Origin of the sequence: Delftia sp. K82 (assembly GCF_002193035.1) — a bacterium.
Taxonomy (GTDB): domain Bacteria; phylum Pseudomonadota; class Gammaproteobacteria; order Burkholderiales; family Burkholderiaceae_C; genus Comamonas; species Comamonas acidovorans.
Genome location: NZ_MYFL01000001.1, coordinates 124,019 through 144,017 on the forward strand (window position 1 = coordinate 124,019; position 19,999 = coordinate 144,017).

At 68.0% G+C, this 19,999-nt stretch carries 17 protein-coding genes; 11 read left to right on the top strand and 6 right to left on the bottom strand.

From position 1 onward, the window contains the following. The 5 genes from KDK82_RS00540 to KDK82_RS00560 are packed head-to-tail and all read left to right on the top strand — an operon-like array spanning window position 1 to window position 5,604. Window positions 1-909 (top strand): ABC transporter permease, encoded by a 909-nt coding sequence (locus tag KDK82_RS00540; RefSeq protein WP_016448711.1) that lies wholly within the window; start codon window positions 1-3, stop codon window positions 907-909. Then, the gene (locus KDK82_RS00545) at window positions 909-1,937 is read left to right on the top strand and encodes an ABC transporter ATP-binding protein (protein WP_065346774.1); all 1,029 of its coding nucleotides are present in this window, start codon (window positions 909-911) and stop codon (window positions 1,935-1,937) included. The genes KDK82_RS00540 and KDK82_RS00545 overlap by 1 nt, the downstream gene beginning before the upstream one ends. Continuing rightward, window positions 1,934-2,956, top strand: a complete 1,023-nt coding sequence (locus KDK82_RS00550) for an ABC transporter ATP-binding protein (protein WP_088163692.1) — start codon at window positions 1,934-1,936, stop codon at window positions 2,954-2,956. Before KDK82_RS00545 ends, KDK82_RS00550 begins: the two co-directional genes overlap by 4 nt. Window positions 2,957-2,975: 19 nt before the next feature. Then, window positions 2,976-4,640 (top strand): amidohydrolase, encoded by a 1,665-nt coding sequence (locus KDK82_RS00555; protein WP_088165404.1) that lies wholly within the window; start codon window positions 2,976-2,978, stop codon window positions 4,638-4,640. Window position 4,641: 1 nt separating this feature from the next. Continuing rightward, window positions 4,642-5,604: a GTP-binding protein gene (locus KDK82_RS00560; protein WP_088163694.1), complete on the top strand. Its 963-nt coding sequence runs from the start codon at window positions 4,642-4,644 to the stop codon at window positions 5,602-5,604. On the opposite strand, the gene KDK82_RS00565 is transcribed toward KDK82_RS00560, so the two are convergent. Next, complete coding sequence (locus KDK82_RS00565) at window positions 5,579-6,499, bottom strand: LysR family transcriptional regulator (RefSeq protein WP_012207461.1); 921 nt, start codon at window positions 6,497-6,499, stop codon at window positions 5,579-5,581. The genes KDK82_RS00560 and KDK82_RS00565 overlap by 26 nt on opposite strands. A 166-nt stretch (window positions 6,500-6,665) precedes the next feature. Between KDK82_RS00565 and KDK82_RS00570 the strand changes: the two genes are divergently transcribed. Together KDK82_RS00570 and KDK82_RS00575 are read left to right on the top strand one after the other, a co-directional pair. After that, window positions 6,666-8,081, top strand: coding sequence for a VOC family protein (locus tag KDK82_RS00570; RefSeq protein WP_034397069.1), 1,416 nt, complete (start codon window positions 6,666-6,668; stop codon window positions 8,079-8,081). A 111-nt stretch (window positions 8,082-8,192) separates the two neighbouring features. Further along, entirely contained in the window at window positions 8,193-9,470 is a 1,278-nt protein-coding gene (locus KDK82_RS00575; RefSeq protein WP_088165405.1) for a PLP-dependent aminotransferase family protein, read from the top strand. A 109-nt stretch (window positions 9,471-9,579) separates the two neighbouring features. Here KDK82_RS00575 and groL read toward each other — a convergent pair whose 3' ends face one another. The 3 genes from groL to KDK82_RS00590 all read right to left on the bottom strand — a co-directional run bounded on the left by groL (window position 9,580) and on the right by KDK82_RS00590 (window position 12,330). Beyond that, entirely contained in the window at window positions 9,580-11,223 is a 1,644-nt protein-coding gene (gene groL, locus KDK82_RS00580; RefSeq protein WP_013800679.1) for a chaperonin GroEL, read from the bottom strand. A gap of 46 nt (window positions 11,224-11,269) precedes the next feature. Then, window positions 11,270-11,560, bottom strand: coding sequence for a co-chaperone GroES (locus tag KDK82_RS00585; RefSeq protein WP_012207457.1), 291 nt, complete (start codon window positions 11,558-11,560; stop codon window positions 11,270-11,272). A gap of 185 nt (window positions 11,561-11,745) precedes the next feature. Further along, entirely contained in the window at window positions 11,746-12,330 is a 585-nt protein-coding gene (locus tag KDK82_RS00590) for a TetR/AcrR family transcriptional regulator (protein WP_088163696.1), read from the bottom strand. Window positions 12,331-12,415: 85 nt separating this feature from the next. On the opposite strand from KDK82_RS00590, the gene KDK82_RS00595 reads away from it, so the two are divergent. Then, entirely contained in the window at window positions 12,416-12,883 is a 468-nt protein-coding gene (locus KDK82_RS00595) for a nuclear transport factor 2 family protein (protein WP_016445466.1), read from the top strand. 102 nt (window positions 12,884-12,985) lie between these two features. Here the strand turns inward: KDK82_RS00595 and KDK82_RS00600 are convergent, their stop codons facing one another. Together KDK82_RS00600 and KDK82_RS00605 are read right to left on the bottom strand one after the other, a co-directional pair. Then, the gene (locus KDK82_RS00600) at window positions 12,986-13,312 is read right to left on the bottom strand and encodes a hypothetical protein (protein ID WP_088163698.1); all 327 of its coding nucleotides are present in this window, start codon (window positions 13,310-13,312) and stop codon (window positions 12,986-12,988) included. Window positions 13,313-13,452: 140 nt separating this feature from the next. Then, window positions 13,453-14,952, bottom strand: a complete 1,500-nt coding sequence (locus KDK82_RS00605; RefSeq protein WP_088163700.1) for an efflux transporter outer membrane subunit — start codon at window positions 14,950-14,952, stop codon at window positions 13,453-13,455. 89 nt (window positions 14,953-15,041) lie between these two features. Between KDK82_RS00605 and KDK82_RS00610 the strand changes: the two genes are divergently transcribed. From KDK82_RS00610 to KDK82_RS00620, 3 genes are all read left to right on the top strand, one after another. After that, window positions 15,042-15,659, top strand: coding sequence for a TetR/AcrR family transcriptional regulator (locus tag KDK82_RS00610; protein ID WP_012207452.1), 618 nt, complete (start codon window positions 15,042-15,044; stop codon window positions 15,657-15,659). Between the two features lie 77 nt (window positions 15,660-15,736). After that, window positions 15,737-16,918, top strand: coding sequence for an efflux RND transporter periplasmic adaptor subunit (locus KDK82_RS00615; RefSeq protein ID WP_088163702.1), 1,182 nt, complete (start codon window positions 15,737-15,739; stop codon window positions 16,916-16,918). After that, complete coding sequence (locus KDK82_RS00620) at window positions 16,911-19,979, top strand: efflux RND transporter permease subunit (protein WP_088163704.1); 3,069 nt, start codon at window positions 16,911-16,913, stop codon at window positions 19,977-19,979. Before KDK82_RS00615 ends, KDK82_RS00620 begins: the two co-directional genes overlap by 8 nt. The last annotated feature ends 20 nt before the right edge of the window (window positions 19,980-19,999 follow it).

Consider the following 19,999-nt stretch of genomic DNA (forward strand, 5'->3'; position numbering starts at 1 on the left):
ATGAATGCCATCACACCACCTTCCGTGTCCGTGCCGACCGTCGCCGCGCCGCAGGCCGCAGCCCATGCCGAGCACCCGGCGCGCGAAGCGCTGCGCATGTTCCTGCGCAACCCCTCGGCCATTGCCGGCATGGCCATGCTGCTCATCGTGCTGCTGGTGGCCATCGCCGGCCCCTGGATCTGGCCTGCGGACCCGTTCGAGATCCGCACCATGCCGCTGAGCCCGCCGTTCAGCGAGGAGGCCTGGCTGGGCAGCGACCAGCTGGGGCGCGACGTGCTCACGGGCATCATCCACGGCGGCCGCGCCACGCTGATGGTGGGCGCCTTCGCGGCTTTGCTGTCGGTGTGCATCGGCGTGACACTGGGGGCAATGGCCGGCTACTACGGCGGCCGCGTCGATGCGCTGCTGATGCGCGTGACCGAGTTCTTCCAGGTGCTGCCTGCGCTGCTGTTCGCCATGGTGGTGGTCACGCTGTTCTCGCCCTCGCTGGTGACGGTCACGCTGGCCATCGGCAGCGTCAGCTGGCCGGCCACTGCGCGGCTCACGCGGGCCGAGTTCATGCGCATCCGCCAGCTTGAATTCGTGCGCGCGGAGAGCGCCATTGGCGCGCGCCACGGCCGCATCATCTGGAAGGTGATCCTGCCCAATGCGCTGCCGCCGCTGGTGGTGTCGGCCACGCTGGCCGTGGGCGCCGCCATCCTGTTCGAGGCCGGCCTGTCCTTCCTGGGCCTGGGGGACCCCAACCAGATGAGCTGGGGCCTGATGATCGGGTCGGCCCGCCAGTACCTGCTGTCGTGCTGGTGGGCCGTGGCCTTTCCCGGTGCCGCCATCTTCGTCACCGTGCTGGCCGTCAGCCTGATCGGCGACGGCCTCAACGATGCACTCAACCCCAAGCTGAGGGAGCGCTGATGGACACCGACACCCCCCTGTTGCAAGTGAGCGGCCTGCGCGTGGCCTTCCAGGGCCGGCGCGGCCAGGCGACGGTGCTCAACGGCGTGGATTTCGATCTGCGCGCGGGCGAGACCCTGTGCGTGGTCGGCGAATCCGGCTGCGGCAAGAGCATGACGGCGCTGGCGCTGCTGCGCCTCATTCCCTCGCCTCCGGGCCGCATCACGGGCGGGCAGGTGCGCTTCCAGGGCGAGGACCTGGTGGCCGCCGGCGAGGCCCATATGCGCCAGGTGCGCGGCAACCGCATCTCCATGATCTTCCAGGAGCCGATGACCTCGCTGAACCCGGTGCTCACCGTGGGCGAGCAGATCGCCGAGCCGCTGCGCCTGCACGCCGGCCTGGACGCGGGCGCCGCGCGCCAGCGCGCGGTGGAGATGCTCCGGCAGGTCGGCATCCCCGCGCCCGAGCGGCGCGTGCACGAGTACCCGCACCAGCTGTCGGGCGGCATGCGCCAGCGCGTGATGATCGCCATGGCCCTGGCCTGCCGGCCCGACATCCTGATCGCCGACGAGCCCACCACGGCGCTGGACGTGACCGTGCAGGCGCAGATCTTCGACCTGCTGCGCGAGCTGCAGCGCGACAAGGGCACGGCCATCGTGCTGATCACGCACGACATGGGGGCCGTGGCCGAGATGGCCGACCGCGTCATGGTCATGTATGCGGGCCGCGTGATCGAGCAGGGCCGCTGCGAACAGGTGCTGTCGGCGCCCGCCCATCCGTACACGCGCGGCCTGATCGCCTGCCTGCCCGAGCTGGGCAGCAGCCAGGCAGGCGGGCGCACCGAGCTGCCCGAGATCCCCGGCGTCGTGCCCTCGATCTGGGAGTTGGGCAGCGGCTGCGCCTTTCGTGCGCGCTGCCGCGAGGCCCAGCCGCGCTGCGCCAGCGAGGCGCCGCCGCTGACCGCGCTGGATGATCCATCCCACGGCGTGGCCTGCTGGCTGCACGCTCCCGCTTCCCGCATCCGCGCCCACACGGAGGCCCTGGCATGAACGCACGCATGGACGATACCCTCTTGCAGGTGGACGATCTCCAGGTCCACTTTCCGCGCCCGGGCAAGGGCCTGTTCGGCAGGCCCGAAGTGGTCAAGGCCGTGGACGGCGTGTCCTTCAGCCTGCGGCGCGGCAGCACGCTGGCCGTGGTGGGCGAGTCGGGATCGGGCAAGACCACCACGGCGCTGGCCGTGATGCGCCTGGCGCCCGTGACGGCGGGCCGCATGCAGCTGGGCGATACCGACCTGGGCGGCCTGTCGGGCGAGGCCCTGCGCCAAGCGAGGCGGCGCATGCAGATCGTGTTCCAGGACCCGTTCTCCTCGCTGAATCCGCGACAGCGCGCGGGCGATGCGGTGCGCGCTCCGCTGGACCTGATGGACGTGGGCACGCCGGCCGAGCGCGAGGCGCGCGTGGCCGAGCTGTTCACCCAGGTCGGCCTGCGGCCCGAACAGCGCCAGCTGTTCCCGCACCAGTTCTCGGGCGGCCAGCGCCAGCGCATCAACATCGCGCGCGCCCTGGCCACGCGGCCCGAACTCGTGGTCTGCGACGAGCCCGTGTCGGCGCTGGACATCGCCATCCGCGCCCAGATCCTCAACCTGCTGGCGCGGCTGCAGCGCGAGCTGGGCCTGAGCTACCTGTTCATCTCGCACGACATGGCCGTGGTCGAGCACATCTGCGACGACATCGCCGTCATGTACCTGGGCCAGATCGTGGAGCGCGCACCGCGCCAGGACTTCTTCGCGCGGCCGCTGCATCCCTACAGCGTGGCCCTGATGTCGGCCGTGCCCACGGTGCGCGGCGGGCGCGAGCGCGCGGCGCGGCGCATCCGGCTGGCCGGCGACCCGCCCAGCCCCATCAACCCGCCCGCGGGCTGCCGCTTCGCCGGGCGCTGCCCCGTGGCCGTGCCTGCGTGCTCGGCCGAGACGCCACCGCTGCGCGAAGCCGCCCCAGGCCACTGGGTGCGCTGCATCCGCGTGGACCACATCGATGGCGTGCCGCGCGCGCCGCTGGCCCTGTGAACCCGGAGCACCCGCCACCATGAGCATCACCGTCTACGCCGCCCGCAAGATCATCACCATGAACCCCATGCAGCCCGAGGCCACGCACGTGGCCGTGCGCGACGGGCGCATCCTCGCGGTCGGGGACCTCGCGCGCTGCATGGCCTGGGGCGAGTGCCGTATCGACGAGCGCTTTGCCGACCAGGTGCTGCTGCCCGGGCTGGTCGAGGGCCACTGCCACCTCAAGGAAGGCAGCATGTGGGATTGGATATACACGGGCTGGTTCGACCGGCGCGACCCCGACGGAAAGATTTGGCCCGGCCTGCGCTCCATGGATGCCGTGGTGGACCGCCTGGCCGAGGTGGCGTCGCGCATGGATGCGCAGGGCCTGCCGCCCGGGCAGCCGCTGATCGCCTGGGGGTTCGATCCCATCTACTTTGGCGGCGAGCGAATGACGGTGGAGCACCTGGACCGCGCCGCCGCAGGCCGTCCCATCGTGATCTCGCACGCCAACGGCCATTTGATGAACGTCAACAGCGCCATGCTGCGCCTGGCCGAGATCACGCGTGACAACGAGGTCGAGGGCGTGGTGCGCTTTGCACCCGGCCACGCCCTGGCCGGCGAGCCCACGGGCGAGCTGCAGGAGCCGGCCGCCATGTTCCTGGTGCTGCGCAAGATCGGCAACGCCGGCCTGCTGGCGCCCATGACCGAGGCCGGCGTGCGCTCCTTTGCGCGCCTGGCCTGCCGCCAGGGCGTGACCACGGCCACCGACCTGGTCAACAGGCTGGGTGAGCAGGACTGCCGCGTGCTGGAGGCTGCGCTGGCCGACGACCAGGTGCCCATCCGCATCCTGCCCGCCTTCCAGGCGTTTCACGGCACGCATGGCGCCGAGGCCGGTGCCGAGCATGTGCGCACGCTCATGGCGCGCAACACCGACCGGCTGCGCTACGGCCTGGTCAAGATGATGCTGGACGGCTCCATCCAGGGCTTTTCGGCACGCCTGCGCTGGCCCGGTCACTACAACGGCGCGCCCAACGGCATCTGGGTCACGGCGCCCGCGCAGTACGAGGCCGATTTCGAGACCTACCACCGCGCAGGCCTGCTCATCCATACGCACACCAATGGCGACGAGGCCAGCGAAGCCGCCATCGACGCCATAGGTCGCGTGCTGGCCCGCGCCCCCCGGCCCGATCACCGCCACACGCTGCAGCATGGCCAGATGATCGATGCGCCGCTGTTTCGCCGCATGGCGGCGCTGGGCCTGTGCGCCAACCTGTTCGCCAACCACCTCTGGTACTGGGGCGACCAGCACTACGAGATGACCATGGGACCGGACCGGGCCATGCGGCTCGATGCCTGCTCCAGCGCGCTGGCCGCCGGCGTGCCGCTGGCCATCCATTCGGATGCGCCCGTCACGCCGCTGGGGCCGCTGTTCACCGCCTGGTGCGCGGTCCACCGGATCACGCCCAAGGGCCGCGTGCTGGGCGCGGCCGAGCGCCTGACCGTGGCCCAGGCCCTGCATGCCGTCACGCTGGGCGCGGCCTGGACACTGAAGATGGACCACGAGATCGGCAGCATCGAATGCGGCAAGCGCGCCGACTTCTGCGTGCTGGAGGACGATCCGCTGTCCCTGGACCCCATGGTGCTCAAGGACCTCCGGGTCTGGGGCACGGTGCTGTCGGGGCGTGTCTTCAAGGCGGCATGACATGGGGCAGCGGTTGCCGTTCACGGTCATCGGCGGCTTTCTGGGCGCCGGCAAGACCACGCTGCTCAACCACTGGCTGCGCCATGCGGATGGCCAGCGGCTGGCCGTGCTGGTCAACGATTTCGGTGCGCTCAACATCGATGCAGGCCTGATCAGGGCCCACAGCGGCGACACCATCGCGCTGACCAATGGCTGCGTGTGCTGCCAGATCGGCGATGACCTCTCCATGGCCCTGATCGGCGTGCTGCAGCAGCGCGAGCGCTTTGACGCCGTGGTGGTCGAGGCCAGCGGCGTCTCCGACCCCTGGCGCATTGCCCAACTGGGCCTGGCCGATCCCGCACTGGCGCTGGACGGCGTCATCGTGGTTATCGATGCCGCTGCCCTGCCCGGGCAGGCGGCCGATCCGCTGCTGGCCGACACGCTGCAGCGCCAGGTGGCCCGGGCCGATCTGGTCATCGTCAACAAGACCGATCTGGCCGATGCCCGGACCCTGGAGCGCGTGCACGGCTGGATAGCCAGCCACGCGCCAGCCGCGCAACGCTGCGATGTGCACGAAGCCCGGGTGCCCGTGGAACTGCTCAGTGGCGCAGCCCTGCTGCGTGGCGTGCGGGAGGTTTCATGGGGTGCCGGCACTGCGCGCCCCATGCATGGCCGGCAGTTCGAGACCTGGTCCTGCCAGCCGCCCGGGACGCTGTCCGAGACGGCTCTGCAGGCGTGGCTGCAGGCCATGCCGGCTGGCGTGCTGCGGCTCAAGGGCGTGGTGCAGACCGGGGCGGGCCAGTGGAGCGAGCTTCAGTTTGCCGGGCGCAGCGGCCGGCTGCGTGCCGCATCAGCGCCCGCGCCCGCGCAGCAGCAGGTGCCCGCCATCGTGGCCATCGGCCTGGCCGGGCAACTGCCGGTGGCCGCGCTGCAGGCGCTGGTGGCAGGCGCTGCGGGCGTCAGGGCTGCGGGCCGTCCCGCATGAAATCCTGGGCCGCCTGCTGCAGCCACTCGCGCAGGCTTTGCAGCGGCGGGTAGTTGCCGCGGCTCGTGGGCCAGGCCAGGTAGTAGCGCTCGGCGCTTTCCATCTCGGGCAGATGGGGCAGGGCACGCACCAGATCGCCCTGGGCGAGTTCGCGCTCGATCAGAAAGCGTGGCAGCAAGGCCACGCCCACGCCGGCGATGGCGGCCTGGGCGGCGGTGGCGAACTGGTCGAACAGCATGCCCTGGCCCTCGGCCATGGGCGCATGGTGCACGGACAGCCAGCGCTGCCAGGCATCGGGGCGCGATGCCAGGTGCAGCAGCGGCGCCTGCAGCAGGTCCTGGGGCTGGGCAAAGCCATGCTGGGCCAGCAGGGCGGGGCTGCAGGCAGGCACCACGGTCTCGCTCATCAGAAAGGCCAGCTCGGCGCCCGGCCAGTGCGGCAGGCCGAAATGGATGGCGGCGTCCACGGCTTCGAGCTGGAAGTCGAACTGGGACAGCCGCGTCGTCAGGTTGATGGTGATGCCCGGGTGGGCGCTGAAGAACTGCGGCAGGCGCGGCGCCAGCCAGCGCGTGCCGAAGGTGGGCAGGATGGCCAGGTTCAGGCTGCCGCCGCGCGGGTTGGCCCGAAAGCCCAGCGTGGCGGTGGAGATGCGCATCAGCGCGCCGCGTATCTCCTGGGCATAGGCCTGGCCGGCCGGACTGAGCCGCACGGTCTGGCGCTCGCGCACAAAGAGCTCCGCCTCCAGCCGCTCCTCCAGCGCGCGGATCTGGCGGCTGACGGCGCTTTGCGTCAGGTGCAGCTCGGCCGCAGCTGCCGTGAAGCTCTGGTGCCGGGCCGCCGCCTCGAAGGCGCACAGCAGGGACATGGGGGGCAGGAAACGGCGGGACAGCAGCATGGCAGAGGGCGGTGGGGCAATCGTGGGAGGGGCATTCTGTTTGGGAATGACCTATGGGCCTGATTATCGTTTGACCAGGCTCAAGGCGCAGACCTAGCATGCGTGCCAGGAATCCACTCTGCCGCAGGGCTGCCCTGCGGCTCCAACTTCAGTCCCCACGAGCACCATGTCCTCTACGCCTGCCCACACCTTCGTGCCCTCCGACGAGATCCGCGCACGGTTTTCCAGCGCCATGTCCGAGATGTACCGCGATGAAGTGCCCCAGTACGGCACGCTGATCGAACTCGTGGCCGACATCAACCAGCGCACGCTGCAGGCCGAGCCCGCGCTGCTGGCCCGGATGCAGCGCAGCGGCGAGCTGGCCCGCCTGGGCGTGGAGCGCCACGGCGCCATCCGCGTGGGCACGGCGGCCGAGCTGTCCATGCTGCGCCGCCTGTTCGCCATCATGGGCATGGAGCCCGTGGGCTACTACGACCTGTCGGTGGCCGGCGTGCCCGTGCACTCCACGGCCTTCCGCCCCGTGGGCGATGCGGCGCTGCTGGCCAACCCTTTCCGCGTCTTCACCTCGCTGCTGCGCCTGGACCTGATTGCCGACGAGGCGCTGCGGGCCCAGGCCGGCGCCATCCTGGCGCAACGCAGCATCTTCACCGAACGCGCGCTGGCGCTGATCGCCCAGGCCGAAGCCCATGGCGGCCTGGCCGACGCCGATGCCGACGCATTCGTGCGCGAGGCGCTGGAGACCTTCCGCTGGCACAGCGAGTCCACCGTGGACGGCACCACCTACGATGCGCTGCACAAGGCCCACCGCCTGATCGCCGACGTGGTCTGCTTCAAGGGCCCGCACATCAACCACCTGACGCCGCGCACCCTGGACATCGACGCCGCCCAGGCCGCCATGCCCGCACGCGGCATGGACGCCAAGGACGTGGTCGAAGGCCCGCCGCGCCGCGCCTGCCCCATCCTGCTGCGCCAGACCAGCTTCAAGGCGCTCAAGGAGACCGTGCGTTTTGCGGGCGATGCCACGGGCGCGGGCTCGCACACGGCGCGCTTCGGCGAGATCGAGCAGCGCGGCGTGGCGCTCACGCGCAAGGGCCGCGCGCTATACGACCAGCTGCTGGCCCAGGTGCGCGACATGGGCAGCGCGGGCAGTGCCGCGCCCGACTACGGCAGCCGCCTGGCCCAGGTCTTCGAGGCTTTCCCCGACACCCATGAGCAGCTGCGCCGGCAAGACCTGGCCTTCTACCGCTTCACGCTGAGCGACGAGGGAGCCGCCCTGGCCGCAGGCGAGGCCGCAGCGGCCGCCGCCTCGGACCTGGACGCCTTGATCGCCCGCGGCCTGGCCCAGGCCGAGCCCATCGTCTACGAAGACTTCCTGCCCGTGAGCGCGGCCGGCATCTTCCAGTCCAACCTGGGCGGCGAAGAGCAAAAGCAGTACGCGGCCCATGCGGCCCAGCAGGCCTTCGAGGCCGACCTGGGTGCCCGCGTGCATGACGAGATCGCGCTGTACGAGCAGGCCCAGCAGCGCTCCATCGACCAGCTGCGCAGCGCGCTGCGCGGCCAGGCCACCAAGGTCGCCGCATAAGCGCCGACCCGGGCAGAGCCCGCCACCGTTGATCCCCTTCCCCGGGGCGCATGCACAGGCGCCAGGCCTGCGCGTGCGCCCCTTTGTTTTTGCCATTTGCCGGAGGCCTTCATGAGCACCGCAGACCAGGGCGCGTCGTCGCCCACCGCCCATCTGTTCAACCCGCTGTTCGCACAGCCCGAAGGCTCGCCGATCCGCGAGCTGTTTCCCTACCTGAGCCGTCCCGGCATGCTCTCGCTGGCCGGAGGCTATCCCTCGCCCAGCCTGTTCGATGCCGAAGGTTTGCAGCAGGCCGCCATGGCCGCGCTGCAGCAGGATGCCGCCACCAGCCTGCAGTACGGCGCCAGCGAAGGCCAGCTTGCGCTGCGCGAAGCCCTGGCCGCGCTGTGCGCCACGCGCGGCATTGCCTGCACGCCGGCCGACATGATCGTGACCACGGGCTCGCAGCAGGCCTTCGACCTGCTGGTCAAGGTGCTGGTCGAGCCCGGCGATCCGGTGCTGGTCGAAGTGCCCGCCTACCCGGCCACGCTGCAGACCCTTAAGCTGGCCCAGGCACAGGTCGTTGCCGTGCCCACGAACGAGCAGGGCCTGGACACCGAGGCCCTGGCCCGCCTGCTGGCGCAGTGGCCCCATGCGCGCGCCCCCAAGCTGCTCTACACCGTGCCCAACTTCTCCAACCCGGGCGGCACCCTGCTGCCCGCGGCGCGGCGCACGGCCCTGGTGGAGCTGGCGCGCCAGCATGGCTTTGTCATCGTCGAGGACGACCCCTATGGCGAGCTGCGCTTTGCCGGCCAGCGCGAGCCGTCGATCTACGAAACGGGCCTGGCGCTGTGCGGCGCCCAGGCCAATCCCGTGGTCTACCTGTCCAGCCTGTCCAAGACCGTGGCGCCTGCGCTGCGCATCGGCTGGATGCTGGCCGACGCCCAACTGCTGCGCCGCTGCACCATCGCCAAGCAGACGGCCGATCTGTGCACCTCGCCGCTGGCGCAGATGATCGCCGCGCACTATCTGCGCTCGGGCCGCTATGCGCCCCAACTGGCCCAGGCCTGCGCCGAGTACGCGGCGCGCATGGATGCGCTGTGCTCTGGCATGCAGTCGGCCCTGGGCGATCAGATCCGCTTCGTGCGGCCTGCGGGGGGCATGTTCGTCTGGGCCCAGCTGCTGCCGCCGCAGCGGCTTGCGGGCGATTCCCAGGCCCTGGCCCGTGCGCTGTTCACGGCAGCGGTGGAGCAGGGCGTGCTCTATGTGCCGGGCAAGGCCTTCTTCCCGGCCGATGCAGCAGACAAGGCCGGCCTGTGCATGCGCCTGTCGTATGCGGCGCCCACCGTGCCCCAGATCACCGAGGCCGTGGCACGCCTGGGCCGGGCCTGGGGCCAGGCCGTGTCCTGAAAGACATCGGCAAAAGCGTTCATGCAATGACAAAGGCCGCCCGAGGGCGGCCTTTGTCTTGCTGGGCAAACCGGGCATGGCGCAAGGCCTGCCCGGTTGCGGCGGGCAATTACATGCCCATGCCGCCCATGCCACCCATGCCGCCCATGTCGGGCATGGCAGGGCCGCCTTCAGCCTTGGGAGACTCGGCGATCATGGCTTCGGTCGTCAGCAGCAGCGATGCCACGGAAGCGGCGTTCTGCAGGGCCGTACGCGTCACCTTGGTCGGGTCCAGGATACCCATTTCCAGCATGTCGCCGTAGGTGTCGTTGGCAGCGTTGAAGCCGTAGTTGCCCGAGCCGTTCAGCACGGCATTGACCACCACCGAGGGCTCGCCACCGGCGTTGGCCACGATTTCGCGCAGGGGCGCTTCGATGGCCTTCATGATCAGCTTGATGCCTGCGTCTTGCTCGGCATCGCCGGTCTTCAGGTCGCCCACGGCTTGCTTGGCACGCAGCAGAGCCACGCCGCCGCCGGCCACGATGCCTTCTTCCACAGCAGCGCGGGTAGCGTGCAGGGCGTCTTCAACGCGGGCCTTCTTTTCCTTCATTTCGACTTCGGTGGCAGCGCCAACCTTGATCACGGCAACGCCGCCAGCCAGCTTGGCCACGCGCTCTTGCAGCTTTTCGCGGTCGTAGTCGCTGGTGGCTTCTTCGATCTGGATGCGGATCTGCTTGACGCGGGCTTCGATTTCAGCAGCTTGGCCAGCACCGTCGATGATGGTGGTGTTTTCCTTGCCGATTTCGATGCGCACTGCCTGGCCCAGGTCTTCCAGGGTCACCTTGTCCAGCGCCAGGCCCACTTCTTCAGCGATGACCTTGCCGCCCGTCAGGATGGCGATGTCTTCCAGCATGGCCTTGCGGCGGTCGCCGAAGCCAGGAGCCTTGACAGCCACAACCTTCAGGATGCCGCGGATGGTGTTGACCACCAGCGTTGCCAGGGCTTCGCCTTCGACGTCTTCTGCAATGATCAGCAGGGGACGGCCGGCCTTTGCCACGGCTTCCAGCGTGGGCAGCAGGTCACGGATGTTGCTGATCTTCTTGTCGAACAGCAGCACGAAGGGGTTGTCCAGCAGGGCAACCTGCTTTTCAGGGTTGTTGATGAAGTAGGGCGACAGGTAGCCGCGGTCGAACTGCATGCCCTCGACGACGTCGAGTTCGTTGGCCAGCGACTTGCCTTCTTCAACGGTGATCACGCCTTCCTTGCCGACCTTGTCCATGGCTTCGGCAATGATGCTGCCCACGGATTCGTCGGAGTTGGCGGAGATCGAGCCGACCTGGGCGATTTCCTTGGAGGTGGTGGTGGCCTTGGATTGCTTCTTCAGCTCTTCCACCAGGGCGGCGACAGCCTTGTCGATGCCGCGCTTGAGGTCCATGGGGTTCAGGCCGGCGGCCACGTACTTGGTGCCTTCGCGGACGATGGCCTGTGCCAGCACGGTGGCGGTGGTCGTGCCATCACCGGCGATGTCGTTGGTCTTGGAGGCCACTTCCTTCACGAGCTGGGCGCCCATGTTCTGCAGCTTGTCCTTGAGTTCGATTTCCTTGGCGACCGAGACACCGTCCTTGGTCACGGTGGGGGCGCCGAAGGAGCGCTCCAGCACCACGTTGCGGCCCTTGGGGCCCAGGGTGACCTTGACCGCGTTGGCCAGGATGTTCACGCCTTCAACCATGCGGGCGCGTGCTTCGCCGCCGAAAACTACGTCTTTTGCTGCCATTTCAATTCTCCGGATTCAGTTGGAAAGTGCGGTTTCGAAGCGCGGATTACTTTTCGACGACTGCGAACAGGTCGTCTTCCTTCATCACCAGCAGTTCGTCGCCATGGACCTTGACGGTCTGGCCGCTGTACTTGCCGAACAGAACGCGGTCGCCGACCTTCACGTTCAGAGCGATCACTTCGCCCTTGTCGTTCTTCTTGCCGGGGCCCACTGCCAGCACTTCGCCCTGGTCGGGCTTCTCGGCGGCATTCTCGGGGATCACGATGCCCGAAGCCGTCTTGGTTTCGTTCTCGAGGCGCTTCACGATCACGCGATCGTGCAGGGGACGCAGGTTCATACCAACTCCTAAATCATCAACAAAGTTGAAACAAAGACTTGCCGGCCCGGCGGGCCGACATTCGAAGCAATGTGGGACAGAGGACTGTTAGCACTCATACCCAACGAGTGCTAATAATAAGGCAATTCGGCCAGGATTCAAGGGGTAGGGTCGATGTGCCGCAAGACGGCACACCCGGTGCGGCACTAGCGCAAGGGCAGGGGCAGATTCACAACCCCCGCTGCCGCTGCCTTGAAGTTCTCCATGACTTCATCGATCGGCTGACCCATCTGCGCATGGACGATGGCGCCGTCCGCCGCCAGGGTGAGCGCAGCGCCCACGGACACGGGATGGCCACCGAACAGGCGATCCAGCACGGACGACATTTCCTGCTTGTGCCGCCGGACCGTTGCCAGGATCTCAGGGTCGGACGAGCCCAGTTCGGCAGCGGCATTGAGAAAGGCGCAGCCCCGAAAGTCGGGCTGGCCGAACCAGCTCCTGAGGGTGGTTGCGAGGGCCTCCAACGCTGGCGAGCCCGCGTCAGTCGCCTGCGCCAGGCTGGCCTGGAACCAGGAAATCCACCGCTCATGGCGGTAGTCGAGGTACGCCCGGATCAGGTCGTCCTTGCTGGCGTACTGGCGGTAGAAGGTGACTTTGCTGACCGACGACCGCTCGATGATCCGGTCCACGCCCGTGGCCCGGATGCCCTCCGCGTAGAAGAGGCCATGGGCTGCCACCAGGATGCGCTCGCGGGGCGGCAATGACTCGAGAGATGGCTGGGAAGTTTTCATGAAGACATTGTAGACAGATCGTTCCACCTCCGTTAGAGTGACGCATGTAGACAGATCGTTCTACATCTCTTCAAAAGGTCACATCATGGAAACTCGCCCACCCCTGCCCCCGTTCTCGCTCGCAAGCGCCGTCCAAAAGGTCCGTTTGGCCGAGGATGGATGGAACACACGCGATGCGGCCAAGGTCGCGATGGCCTATACCCCCGACACGAAATGGCGCAACCGGGCGGAGTTCGCCAACAGCCGCGCCGAGGCCCAGGCCCTTCTTGAGAGGAAGTGGAAGAAGGAGCTGGACTACCGGCTGATCAAGGAGCTTTGGCTGTACGCGGAAAACCGGATCGCAGTCCGCTACGCCTATGAGTGGCACGACGATGCCGGGAACTGGTTCCGGTCATACGGCAACGAGAACTGGGAATTCGAGGCCGACGGTCTCATGCGCCGGCGCTTCGCATGCATCAACGACATGCCCATCCAGGAGTCGGAGCGCAAGTTCCACTGGCCGCTGGGGCGTCGCCCCGATGACCACCCCGGTCTGTCCGACCTGGGCCTGTAGGCAAAGCCCCGGGCCACGTCCCTAGGCAGCCAGCCGCTGCCGCGATGGCCTGGGCGGGGAGGGGCTCCGCCTTACCGACTCAACGCCTTGCGGACCTCCGCCTTACCGACTCAACGCCTTGCGGACCTCCGCCTGAAACGCCTCGCTGTTGCGAAGGCGCAGGTACTCCTGGTATGCGGCCCGATATTCCTGCGTTTCGACTCCGTAGGAGATCGATATCTCCGCATGGCGGTCCAATCCGGCGCGGCGCCAGAGTGCGAGATCGGCGATGACTTCGGCACGGGAAAGCGCTGCGTCCGATGTGGCTGCCAAGGCGTCTTGCGGCTGTGAATGGGCTGCGAAGCAGGTCGAGAAGGCGATGGCCGCAAGCGCCGGCTTCAGGAGGCGTGCGGCTGCAGCAACGGTGGGGGAGAGGGTTGTGTTTGACATGGTTTGACGGATGGGGGTTGGTGGAGCCGGGCCATGGCTTCAGCCGCCTGCTTGGGCAGGTCGCTTGGGCCGCATGTCCCGCAGGGGTGTTCGGTTTCTTTGCTGTGTGGAAAGGGGGCTCCTTTCGGGAAGTGGCAGGTTCAGCGGGCAACGCTGGCGGGCAGACCGTGGCTGGCGGCCGCCACTGCCCTGGAAGGCTCCGGCGTCCAGCCGCCGCCCAGCGCCTTGAAGATCGCGACCGTCGATCGCGCCGACTCCATCCGGGCCTGCGCCTGTGCATCCAGCACGCCCAGCAGGCTTTCATCCGCCTGCAGTACCTCGATCAGGCTGACCACGCCCTTGTCGTAGGCGGCGCCTGCGGCCTGCCGGGCCCGCGTGAGCGCATCCGCACCCCTGGCGAGCACGGCCATCAGCTCCTGCCGCTTGTCCTGAGACACCAGGGCGTTCTCCACTTCTTCCGTGGCGCGCAGTACCGACTGGCGATAGGCGGCAAGGCTTTCCGCCTCCTGTGCCTGCGCCTGTTGGATCTGTGCGTTGATGCGACCGAAGTCGAACAGCCGCCAGCGCAAGCCGCCCACAACGGTTGCCTGCGACGCGCCGGCGCTGAAGAGATTGCCCGCGGAGATGGAGGTGGCGCTGCCGATCAGGCCGCTGATCGACAGCTTCGGGTAGTACTCGGCAATCGCCACGCCGATGCGTGCGTTCGACGCTGCCAGGCGCCGCTCCGCCGCGATGAGGTCCGGGCGTCGCCGCAGCAGATCGCCGGGCGCCTCTGCCAGGGAAAGGGTTGGCAGCACGGGGACCGGGCGGGGATCGGCCAGCTCTGCCCGGTGCGTGCCGGGTGCCGTGGCCAGCATCACGTCCATGGCGTTGAGCGCGGCCTCGAGCGCGGTCTCCAGCGGCGGGATGGTCGCTTGCGCCCGCGCAAGCGCCCCCTCGACCTGGCGCAATTGAAGCTCTGATGCCAGTCCTTTGCCAAACCGCAGTTCGACGATGGAGCGCAGTTGCTGCTGGGTTTGCACTTGCGAGCGTGCCACTGCCAGCCGCGCCTGCAGGCCGCGAATCTGGATATAGGTGTCCGCAGTCTGGGCGGCCACCGCGAGCCGCACGGCAGTGGCGCCGGCTTCCGATGCCTGGTACTCGGCCAGGGAGGCCTGCCTGGCCCTGCGCAGGCCGCCGAAGAGATCAAGCTCCCAGCTGGCCCCGAGGTTGGCCTCCTGGGCGCTGCCGTAGCGATCGAACCCCGGCATGGAGTCGAGCACCCGGCCCAACGGAGTCTCGACCGACTGATAGCTCCTGGCCGTTTGCGCCGAGATCTGGGCCGACGGCAGCAACGCAGCTGCCGCCGCATCGAGTCCGGCGCGTGCCTGAAGCAGGCGGCCAGCGGCCTGGGCAACATCCAGGTTTTGCTGCAGTGCCGCCGTGACGAGGCGCGCCATTTGCGCATCGCCAAAGGCTGCCCACCAGGCTGCAAGGTCCGTGGAGGAGGCCGGCGAAGGAGGCTTGCCCTCACCCAGAACGCGGCCGCCCATGTAGGCCTGGGGCAGGGCCGTGGCGGGCGGCTGGTAGTCGGGGCCTACCGCACACCCTGCACAGAGGCTGGCGAGCATCAGAAAGACGGGGGCGGCAAGACGCGGCATGTTCAACAGTCAGAAGCTTGGTGACGCTGTGACTATATTCCAAAATGGTCACTTGCATAGTATTTTTTTGATGGAGTAAGCTAGGCCGCATGAGCACCACCAACGTCTATCCGACCTCTGCGCGCGGCCCGGTCGAACACGATGTCCGGCAACAGATCGTGACTGCGGCGAAAGAGCATTTCAGCCGCTATGGCTACGAGAAAACCACGGTGTCCGACCTTGCCAAGGCCATCGGCTTTTCCAAGGCCTACATCTACAAGTTCTTCGAGTCCAAGCAGGTCATCGGCGAGATGATCTGTTCCAACTGCCTGATGGAGATGGAGGCGGAGATCCGCCAGGCCGTCGCCAGCACGGATGCGCCTCCCGAGCAGCTGCGGCGCCTGTTCAAGGCGATCGTCGCTGTCACGCTGCGGCTTTTCTCCGAAGACCGCAAGCTGTACGAGATCGCCATTTCCGCGTCGGCCGAGCGCTGGCAGGCAGCGCAGGCCTATGAGGAACGCATGCATCAGCTGCTGCTGCAGATACTCGATGCCGGGCGCCAGCGGGGCGACTTCGAGCGCAAGACGCCACTGGATGAAACCGGGCGCGCCATCTTCCTGGTCATGCTCCCCTACCTGAACCCGGTGATGCTGCAGCACAGCCTCGACCATGCGGACGAGGCGCCCGCACAACTGGCCGGATTGGTGCTGAGAAGCCTGTCACCCTAAAATCCGCAGTTGTGACCATTGACATAAATGGTCACCAATCACAGAATCGGGTCCTGCTCATTGATCGGGACCCCCTCATGCTTCGGCACCGCCATCTGTCCATCGCCGCTGTCGGCGCACTGTCACTTGCACTCGCAGCCTGCGGCAAAAGCCCGCCGCCAGATCCGCGCACCCAGCCACCCCTCGTTCGCACCACCCTGGTAGCGCCAGGCCATTCTTCCGAGCGCGTCTTCACCGGCACCATCGCGGCCAGGGTGCAGGGTGATCTTGGATTTCGCGTGGCCGGCAAGGTGCTGGAGCGCCTGGTGGATACAGGCCAGACGGTCAGGCGGGGCCAGGCATTGCTGCGCCTCGACCCGGTGGACCTGAAGCTGGCCGCCCATGCCCAGCAGGAGGCCGTCGCAGCCGCCAGGGCACGTGCCCAGCAGGCCAGCGACGAGGAGCAGCGCTACCGGGACCTGCAGGGAACGGGTGCCGTTTCGGCCTTGGCCCATGAACAGATCAAGGCGGCCGCGGATGCCGCCCGCGCCCAGCTCAGGGCGGCCGAAGCGCAGGCCGCCGCAGCGCTGAACGCCAGCCGCTACGCCGAACTGCTGGCCGATGCCGATGGCATCGTGATGGAAACACTTGCCGAGCCTGGCCAGGTCGTCAGTGCCGGCCAGGTGGTCGTGCGCCTCGCCCATGCCGGCAGGCGCGAAGCAGTCGTCCAGTTGCCCGAAACACTGCGCCCCGCGCTGGGCTCGGCGGCCCAGGCCCGCCTGTTCGGCAGGGAGGATGTGGTCATCCCCGCCAGACTGCGCCAGCTGTCCGATGTGGCCGACCGGGCCACCCGCACCTTTGAGGCCCGCTATGTGCTGGACGCCGGCGCGGCGGCCAGCGCCCCGCTGGGCAGCACGGTCACGCTCAGGATGGGCGGGACATCGACAGCAACAGCGACATCGACATCTACATCGACAGCGACAGCGGGCAAGGCAACCCTGCAGGTCCCCATCGGCGCCATCCTCGACGAGGGCAAGGGCGCCGCTGTCTGGGTGGTGCAGGGCGATCAGGTGAGGCGCCAGCCCGTCACCGTGGTTCAGGTACAGGACGGCAATGCCCAGGTGGTGGGTGCGCTCGACCTGGGGGAGCGGATCGTCGCGCTCGGCGCGCATTTGTTGAGCGAGGGCGCGCAGGTGCGACTGGACAGCGAGGCGCCGGCGCCTTCAACGGCAACAACGTCCACGGCGTCCTCCGTGTCCACGGGAGCATCCCGTGAGTGAAGGCCGTTTCAACCTATCGGCGCTTGCCGTCCGTGAGCGCTCCATCACGCTGTTCCTGATCCTGCTGATTTCGCTGACGGGTGTCTTTGCCTTCCTGAAGCTTGGTAGGGCGGAAGATCCGGCCTTCACCGTCAAGGTCATGACGATCATCACGGCCTGGCCTGGCGCCACCCCGCAGGAAATGCAGGACCAGGTGGCAGAGAAGCTGGAAAAGCGCCTGCAGGAGCTGCGCTGGTATGACCGCACCGAAACCTTCGTCAGGCCGGGGCTGGCCTTCACCACGCTGACCCTGCTCGACTCCACGCCCCCCGGCGAGGTGCAGGAGGAGTTCTACCAGGCCCGCAAGAAGCTCGGTGACGAAGCCCGCAACCTGCCGGCGGGCGTGATCGGCCCGATGGTGAACGACGAGTACGCCGACGTGACCTTTGCAATCTACGCCCTCAAGGCGCGCGGCGAGGAGCCCAGGGCGCTGGTGCGCGATGCCGAAGCCTTGCGCCAGCGTCTTTTGCATGTGCCGGGCGTCAAGAAGGTCAACATCGTCGGCGAGCAATCCGAGCGGATCTACGTGGAGTTCTCGCACGAGCGCCTGGCCACGCTGGGCATCAGCCCGCAGGACGTCTTCGCTGCGTTGAACAACCAGAACGCACTCACCCCTGCCGGGTCGGTGGAGACCCAGGGACCGCAGGTGTTCATCCGCATCGACGGGGCGTTCGACGCGCTGCAGAAGATCCGCGACACACCCATCGTGGCCCAGGGCCGCACGGTCAGGCTGTCCGACATCGCCACCGTCCAGCGCGGCTACGAAGATCCCTCGACCTTCATCATCCGCAACGGCGCGGAGCCGGCCTTGCTGCTGGGCGTCGTCATGCGCGACGGCTGGAACGGGCTGGACCTGGGCAAGGCGCTGGACAGGGAGGTGGGCGCCATCAACGCAGACATGCCGCTGGGCATGGGCCTGACCAAGGTGACGGACCAGGCCGTGAACATCAGCGCCTCCGTCGATGAGTTCATGCTCAAGTTCCTGGCCGCGCTGCTGGTCGTGCTGGTGGTGTGCTTCGCCAGCATGGGCTGGCGCGTTGGTGTGGTGGTGGCTGCGGCCGTGCCGCTGACGCTGGCGGCCGTGTTCATCATCATGGCCGCCACGGGAAAGAATTTCGACCGCATCACGCTTGGCTCGCTGATCCTTGCGCTGGGCCTGCTGGTGGACGACGCCATCATCGCCATCGAGATGATGGTGGTGAAGATGGAGGAGGGCTACGACCGCGTGGCCGCGTCCGCCTACGCCTGGAGCCATACCGCGGCGCCCATGCTGTCCGGAACGCTGGTGACGGCGGTGGGCTTCATGCCCAACGGGTTCGCCCGCTCCGCTGCAGGCGAGTACACCAGCAACATGTTCTGGATCGTCGGCATCGCGCTCATCGCGTCCTGGGTGGTGGCCGTGGTGTTCACGCCCTATCTGGGCGTGAAGATGCTGCCCCCTCTCAAGAAGGTCGAGGGCGGACATGCGGCGATGTATGGCACGCCCCGCTACGAGCGCCTGCGGCGCGTGCTGGGCAAGGTGATCGCCCGCAAGGGCATGGTGGCCGCAGTCGTGGGCGGGCTCATGGTGGCTTCCGTGCTGGGCATGTCCATCGTGAAGAAGCAGTTCTTCCCCATCTCCGACCGGCCCGAGGTGATGGTCGAGGTGCAGATGCCCTACGGCACCTCCATCGGCCAGACGAGCGAGACCACCCGCACGGTGGAAGCCTGGCTGCTGCAGCAGCCCGAATCGGAGATCGTGACCGCCTATATCGGCCAGGGCGCACCGCGCTTTTTTCTGGCCATCTCCCCTGAGCTGCCCGACCCGTCGTTCGCCAAGATCGTCGTGCGCACCGCCAACCAGGCGCAGCGCGACGCACTCAAGCTCCGGCTGCGCGAGGCCATCGCCCAGGGACTGGCTCCGCAGGCGCAGGTGCGCGCATCGCAGATCGTGTTCGGGCCGTACTCACCCTTTCCGGTGGCGTATCGCGTCTCCGGCCCCGACCCGCAGCGGCTGCGCGACATTGCCGGCCAGGTGCACCAGGTGCTGCACGACAGCCCGATGATGCGGACCGTGAACTCCGACTGGGGCGTGCGCACCCCCGTCATGCGCTTCACCCTGGACCAGGACCGGCTGCAGGCCATGGGCCTGACCTCCGCGGCGGTCGCGCAGCAGCTGCAATTCCTGCTCAGTGGCGTGCCCGTGACCACCGTGCGCGAGGACATCCGCACCGTGCAGGTGATGGCGCGTTCTGCGGGCAGCACCCGCCACGATGTGGCCAGAGTCGGCGACTTCACGCTCACCAACGCCACTGGCCAGCGCATACCGCTGTCGCAGCTGGGCGAGGTCACCGTGCAGATGGAGGAGCCCGTCATGCGCCGCCGCGACCGCATGCCCACCATCACGGTTCGCGGAGACATCGATGACAGCCTGCAGCCGCCCGATGTCTCGGCGGCCATCACCCGGCAGCTGGAGCCCATCAGGAAGGCGTTGCCTGCGGGCTACCGCATCGACGAGGCCGGCTCCATCGAGGAATCCGGCAAGGCCATGACGGCCATGCTGCCCCTGTTCCCGATCATGATCGCCATCACGCTGATCATCATCATCTTGCAGGTGCGGTCGATATCGGCCATGGTCATGGTGTTCCTGACCAGCCCTCTGGGATTGATCGGCGTGGTGCCGACGCTCATCGTCTTTCAGCAGCCCTTCGGCATCAACGCACTGGTGGGGCTGATCGCGCTTTCGGGCATTCTGATGCGCAACACGCTGATCCTGATCGGACAGATCCAGCACAACGAGCAGGAAGGGCTTGCGCCGTTCCAGGCGGTGGTGGAGGCCACCGTCCAGCGCGCCCGGCCCGTGATCCTGACCGCGCTGGCGGCGATCCTGGCCTTCATCCCGCTGACCCAATCGGTGTTCTGGGGAACGCTGGCCTATACGCTGATCGGCGGCACGCTGGCCGGCACGGTGCTGACGCTGGTCTTCCTGCCTGCCATGTACTCGATCTGGTTCAGGATCAGGCCCGGCGAAGCACGGCGCTGATGCACGGCACACGCGCCCAG

What these genes read in the sequence shown, in the direction of transcription:
- KDK82_RS00575 (WP_088165405.1), top strand. Translation starts at nt 8,193, where the DNA reads ATGAGCACCGCAGACCAGGGCGCGTCGTCGCCCACCGCCCATCTGTTC.
- KDK82_RS00550 (WP_088163692.1), top strand. Translation starts at nt 1,934, where the DNA reads ATGAACGCACGCATGGACGATACCCTCTTGCAGGTGGACGATCTCCAG.
- KDK82_RS00600 (WP_088163698.1), bottom strand. Translation starts at nt 13,312, where the DNA reads ATGTCAAACACAACCCTCTCCCCCACCGTTGCTGCAGCCGCACGCCTC.
- KDK82_RS00545 (WP_065346774.1), top strand. Translation starts at nt 909, where the DNA reads ATGGACACCGACACCCCCCTGTTGCAAGTGAGCGGCCTGCGCGTGGCC.
- KDK82_RS00560 (WP_088163694.1), top strand. Translation starts at nt 4,642, where the DNA reads ATGGGGCAGCGGTTGCCGTTCACGGTCATCGGCGGCTTTCTGGGCGCC.
- KDK82_RS00555 (WP_088165404.1), top strand. Translation starts at nt 2,976, where the DNA reads ATGAGCATCACCGTCTACGCCGCCCGCAAGATCATCACCATGAACCCC.
- KDK82_RS00605 (WP_088163700.1), bottom strand. Translation starts at nt 14,952, where the DNA reads ATGCCGCGTCTTGCCGCCCCCGTCTTTCTGATGCTCGCCAGCCTCTGT.
- KDK82_RS00610 (WP_012207452.1), top strand. Translation starts at nt 15,042, where the DNA reads ATGAGCACCACCAACGTCTATCCGACCTCTGCGCGCGGCCCGGTCGAA.
- KDK82_RS00585 (WP_012207457.1), bottom strand. Translation starts at nt 11,560, where the DNA reads ATGAACCTGCGTCCCCTGCACGATCGCGTGATCGTGAAGCGCCTCGAG.
- KDK82_RS00570 (WP_034397069.1), top strand. Translation starts at nt 6,666, where the DNA reads ATGTCCTCTACGCCTGCCCACACCTTCGTGCCCTCCGACGAGATCCGC.
- KDK82_RS00565 (WP_012207461.1), bottom strand. Translation starts at nt 6,499, where the DNA reads ATGCTGCTGTCCCGCCGTTTCCTGCCCCCCATGTCCCTGCTGTGCGCC.
- KDK82_RS00540 (WP_016448711.1), top strand. Translation starts at nt 1, where the DNA reads ATGAATGCCATCACACCACCTTCCGTGTCCGTGCCGACCGTCGCCGCG.
- KDK82_RS00590 (WP_088163696.1), bottom strand. Translation starts at nt 12,330, where the DNA reads ATGAAAACTTCCCAGCCATCTCTCGAGTCATTGCCGCCCCGCGAGCGC.
- groL (WP_013800679.1), bottom strand. Translation starts at nt 11,223, where the DNA reads ATGGCAGCAAAAGACGTAGTTTTCGGCGGCGAAGCACGCGCCCGCATG.
- KDK82_RS00595 (WP_016445466.1), top strand. Translation starts at nt 12,416, where the DNA reads ATGGAAACTCGCCCACCCCTGCCCCCGTTCTCGCTCGCAAGCGCCGTC.
- KDK82_RS00615 (WP_088163702.1), top strand. Translation starts at nt 15,737, where the DNA reads ATGCTTCGGCACCGCCATCTGTCCATCGCCGCTGTCGGCGCACTGTCA.